General features: G+C 68.1%; 9 protein-coding genes and 2 pseudogenes. 1 reads left to right on the plus strand and 10 read right to left on the minus strand.

Features of this window, described 5'->3' with window-relative positions:
* Positions 1-145 precede the first annotated feature (145 nt).
* The 8 genes from CSW58_RS01185 to CSW58_RS14595 form a co-directional block, all read right to left on the minus strand.
* Positions 146-667 (minus strand): flavin reductase family protein, encoded by a 522-nt coding sequence (locus CSW58_RS01185; RefSeq protein WP_099445984.1) that lies wholly within the window; start codon positions 665-667, stop codon positions 146-148.
* A gap of 70 nt (positions 668-737) precedes the next feature.
* Positions 738-1763, minus strand: a complete 1026-nt coding sequence (locus CSW58_RS01190) for a hypothetical protein (RefSeq protein ID WP_143755037.1) — start codon at positions 1761-1763, stop codon at positions 738-740.
* Positions 1649-2569: a glycosyltransferase family 2 protein gene (locus CSW58_RS01195; RefSeq protein WP_099445986.1), complete on the minus strand. Its 921-nt coding sequence runs from the start codon at positions 2567-2569 to the stop codon at positions 1649-1651. The genes CSW58_RS01190 and CSW58_RS01195 overlap by 115 nt, the downstream gene beginning before the upstream one ends.
* Positions 2569-3723, minus strand: coding sequence for a GNAT family N-acetyltransferase (locus CSW58_RS01200; RefSeq protein ID WP_099445987.1), 1155 nt, complete (start codon positions 3721-3723; stop codon positions 2569-2571). The genes CSW58_RS01195 and CSW58_RS01200 overlap by 1 nt, the downstream gene beginning before the upstream one ends.
* A gap of 75 nt (positions 3724-3798) precedes the next feature.
* A complete protein-coding gene (locus tag CSW58_RS01205; protein WP_099445988.1) occupies positions 3799-4293 on the minus strand; it encodes a GAF domain-containing protein in 495 nt (164 codons plus the stop codon).
* Between the two features lie 69 nt (positions 4294-4362).
* Entirely contained in the window at positions 4363-5646 is a 1284-nt protein-coding gene (locus CSW58_RS14585) for a HAMP domain-containing methyl-accepting chemotaxis protein (protein ID WP_236627576.1), read from the minus strand.
* On the minus strand, positions 5622-5894 hold the full coding sequence (locus tag CSW58_RS14590; RefSeq protein ID WP_236627577.1) for a hypothetical protein: 273 nt from the start codon (positions 5892-5894) through the stop codon (positions 5622-5624). Before CSW58_RS14590 ends, CSW58_RS14585 begins: the two co-directional genes overlap by 25 nt.
* Positions 5891-6676 carry a hypothetical protein gene (locus tag CSW58_RS14595; RefSeq protein ID WP_143755040.1) on the minus strand — a complete coding sequence of 262 codons (786 nt, stop codon included), beginning with the start codon at positions 6674-6676 and terminating at the stop codon, positions 5891-5893. Before CSW58_RS14595 ends, CSW58_RS14590 begins: the two co-directional genes overlap by 4 nt.
* Before the next feature lie 204 nt (positions 6677-6880).
* Here CSW58_RS14595 and CSW58_RS01215 point away from each other — a divergent pair, with 204 nt between their 5' ends.
* Entirely contained in the window at positions 6881-8008 is a 1128-nt protein-coding gene (locus CSW58_RS01215; RefSeq protein ID WP_099445989.1) for an acyltransferase, read from the plus strand.
* A 12-nt stretch (positions 8009-8020) separates the two neighbouring features.
* On the opposite strand, the pseudogene recN reads toward CSW58_RS01215, so the two are convergent.
* A pseudogene (gene recN, locus CSW58_RS01220) lies at positions 8021-9701 on the minus strand (DNA repair protein RecN).
* 106 nt (positions 9702-9807) lie between these two features.
* Positions 9808-10756 (minus strand): annotated as a pseudogene (locus CSW58_RS15565) (outer membrane protein assembly factor BamD); the annotation flags it as partial.

A 10756-nucleotide genomic window follows, 5' to 3' on the forward strand; every position in this document is an offset into this window, starting at 1 on the left:
TACGTCACCGAAGCGGCCCGAGGCGCCTTCGAAGGTCTGACCGTTCACGAAATGGGCGATGTTACGCATGATGGCGCTCCCTGACGCAATTTTCCGCGTGAATAGCACCCGTAAACGGGAGCGTATCGCGCAAACTTATGCCTTCTTAATCCTCAACGTGAACCCGACGAAACCGGCCCTGCAGATAGACCAGGGGTTCATGATCGGGATCGTATCGCAGCTTCACCACCCGACCGACATAGACGCGATGATCACCAGCGTCGAAGACCTGGTGGGTGACGCATTCGAAATTGGCCATGCATCCGGGCAGCACCGGCGCGCCGGTGCTCCAGGTCTCGGTCTCGACCCCCTCGAACCGATCGCCTTCCTTGCGCGTGAATTGCCGGGCCAGGGCCTGATGATCGGCGTGCAACACATTGACCGTGAACAGGCCGGCGGCGTCGAGCATCGGCAGGCTACTGGACTTGAGATCCACGCAGACCAAGGCAAGGGGCGGATCGAGCGACACCGAGGTGAAGGAATTGGCCGTAAGCCCGACCCGCCGGCCGTCCGCGGCGCAGGTCGTGACGACGGTCACCCCGGTGGTGAAGCAGCCAAACGCATTACGGAGGGCTCGAACGTCGTGATCGCCGCCCCCGCCCAGTTCAATCGTGACGGCCTGACTCATCGGTTACCCTGTGCGGCAAAGTCTCGACCGGGGCAAGCCCGCGCGCGCCCGCTAGGCTAAGATCCGCCGTTCACGCTTCCACCAGCATCCCGGGGCGCGCGGCGTCGAGGCCGAAGGTGACCGGCAGGTGGCGCACATGCGGCGTCTGCAGGCCCAGGGCCTTGGCGCCCCTGGCCACGGCCAGCTTGGCCACGGCGGTCGGACCAAAGCCGTCCTGCACGCGCGGCCGGGCGCCCAGTCGGCGGCGCAGCACGCCGTTGGCGTAGATGACATTGGCGCGCAGCAGGGCCGCCGGGGTCATGAACTCGATCGAGATCGACACGTTCAGCATCGGCCCGTTCTCGATGCGATGCGGGGCGTTCTGCCGCCAGGTGACCATCCGCCCGGGCGTCAGGTCATAGACCGCCGCGCCCGAGTCCCACGCCGGGTCGAAGGCAAATTGCTCGGCGGTCTCGCGCAGGACGATCTTTTCCAGGGCCAGTTCGCCGACATAGGGATCGGCCACCGGATAGACCCAGACCTTCTTCTGCCCCCTCACCTGCCACAGCGAAACCAGCGGCACGTCGAGATGGTAGAAGACCTGGGCGTTGGCCGACGAGATCAGCATGCCCAGGTCGCGCTTGAAGGTGCGCAGGCCCGGAACCCGGGCTTCCTTCTCGGCGAAGATCTCGTCGCAGAGGGCGGCGTATTCCGGCACATGATCGTTGGTCTGGCGCAGGTTTAGCCAGATGCGGCCGGCCTTGGCGGCCTCAAGCAGTTGGTCGCCCGACAGCGTTCCCGCCGCGCCCTTGCGCCAGGTCGTCCAGGCCTTGGGATCCTCGCCCATGGTGAAGACGCCCAGCTTGTCGCGCGGATAGAGGTCCAGCAGCCGCGCCAGCCCCTCATCGTCGAACATCGGCCGTTCGTGGAGGTTGTGCTGAAAGCCGAGGTTCTCCTGGCCGAAGGCCGTGGCCTTTTCCGCCGTCCAGTCGGTGATGATGCTCATGCCGTCCTGCCGTAGAACTGGATCTTGAAGGGCCCCCACCACAGGGTCTTGCCCAGGCCGCGTGCGGCGCGGTCCAGCCATTCGGCCCGGTCGGCGGCGCGGGTCAGCCATTTGCCCGCCGCCACCGCGCCGAACAGCGCCGCCTGGACCAGACCGACGGCCATCCAGCGGGCGATACCCAGCCGGTCGGGCGGGCTGGCGGCGGCGCAATGGGCCGAGGGGCCCTGGCCATAGGCGAAGGCGCGACGGATCGTGTAGTCCAGGGACAGCCGATCGGCCACCGGATCCTCCCAGACCCAGGCCGCGGGCTCCCAGACGAACCGCGCGCCGGCGATCTGCATCTGGCCAAACAGCATGTCGTCCTCGCCGCCGATCTCATTGCGCAGCATGGAGAACGGCGCGACGGGATCAGGCAGGGCCGCCCGTCGCAGCAGGCTGTCGCCGCAGCCGTAATAGTGGTCGATGACCCCCGCCTCAGCCGGACCCAGCCGCGAGAAAAACCGCTGCAGATAGTCGCGATGCTCGACCACGGCGGCCGGAGCGCGGGCCCGGACAGGTCCGAACACCACATCGGCGTCGAAGCGCGCCTGAGCCGACAGCAGGGCCGACAGCCATTCAGCCGGCGCCTCTTCGTCATCGTCGAGGAAGGCGATCAGGTCGCCGCCGGCCCGGGCCATGCCGGCGTTGCGGGCATAGGCCACGCCGGGTCGCGGCTCGTGCACATAATGGACCGGGAACGGAGCCTCGGCCGCCAGCCCGTCGGCCGCGGCGCGGGCGGAATCCACCTGATCGTTGTCGACGATCACCAGTTCAAGGTCGCCGAACGCAACCCCCTCCTGGCGAAACAGTGAACGCGCCGCCACCCCGAGGCCCGCGATGCGCCTCTGGGTTGGAATCATGATGGTGACGCGCGGCATCAGGCGTCCACGGCTGCTTTGGACCGCCGCTGGGCCTGGCTCGCGACCGCCTCGACCATGCCGCGCATGCGACCGCCCAGGGTCAACTCGACGCTGGCGATGCTGTCCATCCGCCGGCGAAGGCGACCAACCGGTCCCGCGCCGTGCGCGCCGGCCATGGCCCAGGCGGTCTCGACCGAACTGGCGACCCGGCCGGCCATGCCTGACGCGATCGCCACGCCGTCATCGACCTGGACCCGGCTCAGTCCATAGGCGCGCTTGTAGTGGTCGTGGCCGGGTCCAAGATCGTAGTGGGTCAAGCCCAGGTCGGGCATGGCGGCGATCGCCCGCAGGAAGAAGATCTGCCCGGGCGACCAGGCGTTGAAGGCCGGATTGGTCGACGCGATCCAGGGATGGAAGACGCCGCCCATCCGCACCCCGAAATGCCCCGCCACCAGTTGGTCGCCGACATAGAGATTGACCATCAGGCCCCGGAAATCGCCCGTCTGGCGTTCGAAGAGATCGATCAGCAGCTGGCGGGTCCAGTCCGGGCGCAGGAAGTCATGCACGCCGGTGCGGCCAAGCTGTTCGCGCTTCCAGGCGATCAGTTGATCAAAGGCCAGGCGTGAAGGATCATGAGCCACCAGACGGATGGTCCCGACTTCTCGCTCGAGCTTGTGGTCCAGACGACGGTAATTCTTGATCTTCTTGGGACTGTCGACGCGAACAGATTCCAAATAGGCGGCGATGTCGCCCTGGGGCGCGATGACGTACCCGTCCTTGCTCATGGATCGCGCGTCAGTGCTCGCGAACACGCCGTAGGGGTCGATCAGGCCGGTGTAGCGAAAGGTGACCAGATCCACCGCCCGGAGCACGGCGGCGATGGCGAGATCGGGATTCGGGCGAGTAACCAGGGCCTGATAGTCGGAGAGCGGCGACCCGACCGCCCGGGCCATGCTTCCGGGGCGACGGTGGAAGGGCAGGAAGCCGACGACCTCGCCCCGTCGGCGGATTACCGCGACGCGCGTATCGCCTCGCACCCGGCCGACGGCCTGGGCGAAGTCCGGCCCCAACAACGGACTGGCGAACGCCGGCTCGGCCTGGGCCATGGACCGCCAAAGCGCGATATCCGCCGTCTCGAGTTTGAGCGGGTGAAGGGTCTCGACATCCAACATCACGCACTACCCTAAGCAACGGAAGTTAGGGAAAAGTGCAGTTGGTCGCTTAGGGCCGAACAATACCCCGAGGGCTCAGGCGAAGACCGCCTTTAAAATCGCCTCAATCCCCTGCTGATCAACGGCGTCGAAAGCCGCCGGGCGGTCGGAGTCGACGTCGAACACCGCGATGAGAGCGCCGCCGCGATCAAAGACCGGCACGACGATCTCGCTGGCCGAACGGCTGTCGCAGGCAATGTGGCCCGGGAAGGCGTGGACATCGTCGACCCGTTGGGTCTGCCCCGTCGCCGCCGCCGCGCCGCAAACCCCACGGCCGAAGGCGATGCGCAGGCAACCCAGCGTGCCCTGGTAAGGCCCGACGACCAGTTCGCGCTCGCGGGTAGGATCGACGACGTAGAAGCCTGTCCAGAAATAGTGATCGAAACTGGCGGCCAGCATCGAGGCCACCGTCGCCATCCGCGCCGTGAGGTTGGGCTCGCCGTCCAGCACGGAGGCGATCTCGTCAGCCGCCTCGGCATAGCGTTGCGCCTTGTCGGCGCTGAGGGTCTTTTCGTTGAATGCTTCAGCCATGGCCGGGGATATAGCGCCTGGTTTGGCGAATGCGAGAGGGTATCAGCAGGGAAACGGTCCGCGCCGCCCTCAGTATCCCGGACGGAACCGTGGCTCGATCTTCAAGGCCGTGGAGCCCTGCACATAGCGATCCCTGAACGCCTCGCGGCGCGGCGCGGCGGGCGCAACCCGACGAGGCGGGTCGCGCAGATCATGAACCTGGGCCCCGACCTGGAAGCGACCGATCAGGCGTTCCAGCTCGGCCGCCTCATTGGACAGGGCATGACTGGCGGCGGTCGACTGCTCGACCATCGCGGCGTTCTGCTGGGTCACCTGATCCATCTGGTTGACGGCCACGTTCACTTCGGCCAGGCCAGAAGCCTGCTCCTTGGCCGAGGCTGCAATCTCGCCGACCAGATCATTGATCTCGGCCACCTGGCCCAGGATCTGCTCCAAGGTCTGTCCGGTCTCGCCGACCAGGCGAACGCCCCTGCTGACCTGCTCGGACGAGGTGCGAATCAGGGCCTTGATTTCCTTGGCCGCGTCGGCGCTGCGCTGGGCCAGGGCCCGGACCTCCTGCGCCACGACCGCGAACCCCCGCCCAGCATCGCCGGCCCGCGCCGCCTCGACTCCCGCATTGAGGGCCAGAAGGTTGGTCTGGAAGGCGATCTCGTCGATCACCCCGATGATCTGGGTGATCGACTGCGACGACTTCTCGATGCCGCCCATGGCCTCCACCGCTTCACGTACGATGTGGCCGCTGCGCTCGGCGTTGTTCTTGGTGCTGGCGGTGACCAGTCGCGCACGGTCGGCTCCGTCGGAACTGCGACGCACCGTGGCGGTGATCTGGTCGAGGGCGGCGGCGGTTTGTTCCAGGCCTGCGGCCTGACGCTCGGTGCGTTGGGACAGGTCGTCGGCCGCCAGGCTGATCTCGCCGCAGCCGGAGCGGATGCTGCGGGCGGCCGACAGGATGCCGGCCATGGTTTCCTGCAGGCTTTCGACGGCGGCGTTGAAATCGCGCGGCATCTTGCGCGCCTCGCCAGCAAATGCGTCCTCGGCCATCCGCCAGATCAGATCCCCCTGGGCCAGCTTCTCCATGCCTTCGCCTAGGGCGGCGACCGAGGCCGCCTGGGCCTGACCATAGGCTTCGGCCTCCAGCGCGTGCTGGCGGCGCTCGGCCTCGGCGACGGCGCGTTCGGCCTCCTGCTGGACGCGGTCGCGTTGCCCCTGGGCGAGGTCGTGGCGGAAGCCGTCAAGGGCCCGGGCGATGGCGGCGATCTCGTCGCCCCCCTTTACGCCAGGGACGGCCTGATCATAGTGGCCGGCGCTTAGCGCATCGACCGAGCGGGTCAGGCCGGCCAGCGGCTTGCGCACGAGACTGGCGCTGGCGAGGAACAGGCCAGCAGCACCGCCGCGGTGATCCCCAGGCCGCCGATGAACAGGATCCTGGCCAGCTTGTCAGCCGGCCAGGTAATGGCGGCGTTGGGCACGTCCATCACCAGCGCCCAGGTCGCATTCAGGCCCGGCATGACCACGGGCCGCACGATGCGTTCCATGGCCACGTCGCCGGCCATGACCCCCTCGATCTTGGCCGAGGCCTCGCCCGCCAGAACGGCGGTCACCTTGTCGGCGCCGGCGTCGGCATAGCCGTCATGCGCAAGGCGCTGTCCGGGTGGGCGACCCATACGCCCTTGGACGACAACAGCATCACCCGGCCGCCCCCGAGCGGCTTGAGCGCGCCAAGGCGGCTGGAAAGGTTGGTCAGCGACATATCCAGGCCAGCCACGCCGATTTGACGGCCGCTCGAGCGCACGGGAATGGCCACTGAGGTCATGGCGACCTTGGCCCCGGCGATCGTCTCGAAATAGGGCTCCACAAGGGTCGCGCGACCGGACACGGCTGGGCCTGTGTAATAGGCTTCGGCGAAGTCGCTGCCGTCGGCTTCCAGCTCCAGCGCGGGATTGCCGTTGTTGTTGACCCAGTAGACCGAGAAGCGGCCATCCTTGTTCGACGCCAGAACCGCGTCGTTGAGATGCTCGATATCCTTGCCATCGAGGGCGTCCGGCTCGGCCATGAACCAGGCGCCCATCACCGTGCTGGAGGCGACGGCGTTGGGGCGGACCATGGCCACGAACTTGTCGCGGTCAACCAGACCCGCTTCGTGAGCTGCGGCGATGGACGCCTGCATGGCCTGAGCGGCGGCCTGGGTGGAGGCGACCTCGGCCTGCACTTGCTGGACGGCGTCGTCGATCACCGCCTCGGCATAGCGATGGCTCAGACCCGCGACGATGCCGCTGGTATGGGAAGATACGGCCGCCGCCGCGGCGATCAGCAGCAGGCCAATGGCGAGCCCGGCGACCAGCACCAGCTTCCACGCGATCGTCAGCCGGCCAAGCGCCTTCATGTCGAGAATCTCCGCAGCCTCGTCTAGGCCTTCAAAGGCTTTGCCTGCTGATTCCTAAACGCGTCATTAACCATGCTCGAGCCGCGGCCTCAGGGTCCGGGCAAGCGGACCATCGCGACCGACCCTGAACGGACCTCGCCCGGCCCGCCGGACTGGGGCGGCCGTGGCCCGCGCCTTGCCTCCTCCGGGACGAAGGAGCTTGTCATGTTCAATAGCGGCACATCCATGGGCGGCGGGCGCGCGCTTTCGCGCGACGGAGCGCTCGACGTCCTGCGGTTCCTGGCCGCCCTGTTCATCGTGATCTATCACGTGGCGGAACGGGCCCCGATCCCCCTCTTCAGCCTGCATCCCGCCCTAAGCCGCGGCTACCTGGCGACCGACTTCTTCCTGATGCTGTCGGGCTATGTCCTGGCGCGAACCTATGGCCAGCGGGTGCTGACCGGCGACATCGGCCTCAACGCCTTCCTCAAGCGCCGAATCCTGCGCATCTGGCCCTCGCACCTGGCCATGGTGCTCGCCTTTGTCGCCTTCATCCTGACCGCCACGGCGATCGGGCTGGCGCCGCAAAATCCGCAATGGTTCCGCTGGGACCAGCTTCTGCCGCAGGTCTTCCTGGTCCAGGCCTGGTTCGTCCCCGGGCCGTCAGGCTGGAACATGCCGACCTGGACCCTGTCGGCCCTGGTCGTCTGCTACGCCCTGTTTCCCGCCGCCTGGCGCCTGGCCGCCAGGGTGCGCTCGCCCTGGGTCGCCCTCGCCGCCGGTGTCGGCCTCTATCTGCTGATCGACCTCGCCGCCCTGTCGGTCACCGGCGTGCCCGGATACCAGCTGCCGCTCCGCTATGGCCTGGTGCGTGGGATTCCCCTGTTCATGGTCGGCCTGCTGATCGCCCGAGTCGGCGAGTCGGTTCGCGTGCCCGACAGGATGGCCGACAGCCTGGCCGTGGGCGCGGTGGTCAGCGTGGTGGCCCTTCAGATGCTGGGACGTTTCGATCATCTGAGCCTGGCCCTGCTGGGCCTGCTGATCTTCGCCGCCGGCGCCTCCGCCCCCAAGGGCTGGGGCTGGGCGGGCGCGGCGGGCCGCCTGTCGTTCTCGCTGTTCCTCACCAACCAGTTCGTCGCTGTCGTCTGGTTCGGGGCCCAGCGCGCCGCAGCGACGAAGTTCGGGTTCGACCCGACCCTGATGTGGCTGACCTGGGCCCTGGCCCTGCCCGCCTGCGTGGTGTTCGCCTGGCTGTTCGAGCGGCTGGTCGATGCGCCGCTTCAGGTCTGGATCAAGGGCTGGTCGCGCCGCGAGCGCCCCACCGCCATGGTCTCGGCCCAGGCCGGTACCTGATCCCGCCCTCGCCTAACCGATCAGGGCCCGCGCCGCCGCCCGCGCGGCCTCGGTGACCTCGGCCCCCGACAGCATCCGGGCGATCTCTTCCTCGCGCTGGGCGGGGCTAAGAGGCTCGACGCGGGTGCGGGTCGAGGTGTCGTCACCCGCCTTGGAAATTCGCCAGTGGGCGTCGGCCCGGGCGGCCACCTGGGCCGAATGGGTGACGACCAGCACCTGGGCCTTGTCGGCCAGACGCTTGAGCCTCAGCCCCACGGCGTCGGCCACGGCGCCGCCGACGCCCTGGTCGACCTCGTCAAAGATCATCAGCGGCTGGGCGCCGTCGCCGCGACCGGCCAGGGCCGCCTTGAGGGCCAGGGCAAAACGCGCCAGCTCGCCGCCCGAGGCGATGGCTTCCATCGGACCGAACGGCGCGCCCGGATTGGTCGAGATCTCGAAGGACACCTTGTCCAAGCCCAGGGGACCGGCGCGATCCTCGTCCAGTTCAGCGACGGCGACCCGGAACCGGGCCTTTTCCAGCTTCAGCGGCGCCAGTTCGGCCTCGACCGCCAGGGCCAGGCTGTCGCCGGCGGCGCGACGCTGGGCGGTCAGGGCGTTGGCGGCGAAGAGATAGGCTTCGCGGGCCGCGGTCGCCTCTTCCTCGGCGGCGCGCAGGGCCTCGCTCGAGGTTTCGATGGCCTGTAGCCGGCTGGCGAAGTCGGCGCGGGCGGCGGGCAGCAGCTCGACGGCGATGTTGAGCTTTCGGCCCATGGCCCTCAGGGCGAACAGACGTTCCTCGGTCTTGTCCAACTGGTCGGGCTGGAATTCGAAACTGTCGGCGGCGGCGTCGATGGCCGCCGTCGCTTCCTGGGCCTCGACCAGGGCGCGGTCGACCGCCTCGCAGGCGGCGATCAGCCGGGTCATGGCCAGTCCCTCGGCGGGCGCCCCGGCCTGGACGGCCCGTTCACGCGCCCGCTCCAGGGCGCGGTAGGCGCTGGCGAGCTTGCCGGACAGGGCGTCACCGCCCAGCACGTCACGCGCCGTCGCGATATCGGCCAGGGTCTTCTCGGCCGAACCCAGCAGGGCCCGCTCCTCGGCCAGGGCCGTCTCCTCGCCCTCGCGCGGATCGAGGCGATCCAGCTCCGACAGGCGCAGGGTCAGTTCCTCGGTCTCGTCTGCGGCGCGCTGAGACAGATCGCGCAAGGCGGCTGCCGCCTCCCGCGCGGCGCGCCAGCCGCTCCACGCCGAGGCCACCGCGCTCAGCGCGACCGAACCGAACACGTCCAGCAGTCCGCGATGGGTGCGTGGATCCAGCAGGCCGACGGTCTCGTGCTGGCCATGGACTTCCAGCAACAGGGCGCCGAGGTCCTTGAGGACGCCGACGCTGGTGGCCTGGTCATTGACGAAGGCGCGGCTGCGGCCATCGGCCGATAGCTGGCGGCGAAGCACCAGATCCTCGTCACGACTGTAGTCCAGGCCCTTGTCGTCGAGATAGGCGAAGGCCGGGTTGATCGGCCACCAGGGCGAAGATCGCCGTCGCCGAGGCGTGACCGGTCGCTCCTCTGCGGACCAGGCCGGCGTCGGCCGCCGCGCCCGTGGCCAGGCCCAAGGCGTCGAGGATGATCGACTTGCCCGCCCCGGTCTCGCCGGTCAGGGCCGTGAGGCCCGAGCCGATGGCCAGGTCCAGGCTCTCGATGAGCACGACGTCGCGAATGGAAGGCGATCAGCATCAGCATGTGCGCAGGATCGCCGGGAATCAGGGTTTTCAAAGGGCTTCGCAACGAAAGCGGGCCGGTCCCTGAAGGACCGGCCCGTTGAAATCACATGCCCAGGACGCCGCGAAGGCCGCCCGTCTTGGACTGCCCTCGCCGGGCGGGCCAGGGTGGCGTCCTTGTCCTTGATCAGCCGATCCAGGATGTTCTTCTTGGTGCCGGCCTTGAGCGGCTCGACGGCGGGCCTGAGGCCCGAATCGGTCAGCAGCTTGTAGGCGTCGCCGTACCAGCGATCCCCGGGAAGTTATGGCCCAGTACGGCGCCGTTGCGACGGCTTCATCGACCAGGCCCAGGGTCAGGTAGCCCTCGACCAGGCGATACAGAGCCTCGGGGGTGTGCGAGGTGGTCTGGTGCGCCGTGCGGGCGAATCGATTCACGGTGCGGTGCGGAACCGGCCGACGGCGGCCAGGGTCTGGCCGTTGCGCAGGTAGTAGCGGCCGATGGCCATTTCCTTGCCGGCCAGCTGGTCATTGACCATGTCGATCTTCAGCCGGGCGTCCTGAGCGTATTCGGTATTGGGATAGCGCTGGACCACGTCGCGCAGCGAGGCCAAGGGCCTGCTGAGCGGCCTGCTGCGGTCGCGGCCTGTCGCGATTGACGTCGACGATCTGTTCGAAATAGCAAATCGCCTTCAGATAGAAGGCGTAGGACGCCGAGGGATTGCCTGGATAGAGCGAGATGAAGCGATCGCGCGTCGGAGATCGCCTCGTTGTAATTGTTGGCCTGATAGTGCGCGAAGCCGGTCATCAGGATCGAGCGGCGCGACCATTCCGAATAGGGATGCTGGCGCTCGACCTCACGGAAATAGTCGACGGCCTCGTTCCAGTTGCCGCGGTCCCAGGCGATTGGCCCCCGTGGCGTACAGAAGCTCCACCGGACGCTCTTCATAGGCCAGGGTGGGCTTTTCGCCTTGCCGGCGCAAGCCGACACGGAGAGGGCGACCATTACAGCGGCGATGGTAACGGCCGGACGTCCCGAGAATTTACGAAGCACGGAC

Origin of the sequence: Caulobacter sp. B11 (genome assembly GCF_002737765.1) — a bacterium.
GTDB lineage: Bacteria > Pseudomonadota > Alphaproteobacteria > Caulobacterales > Caulobacteraceae > Caulobacter.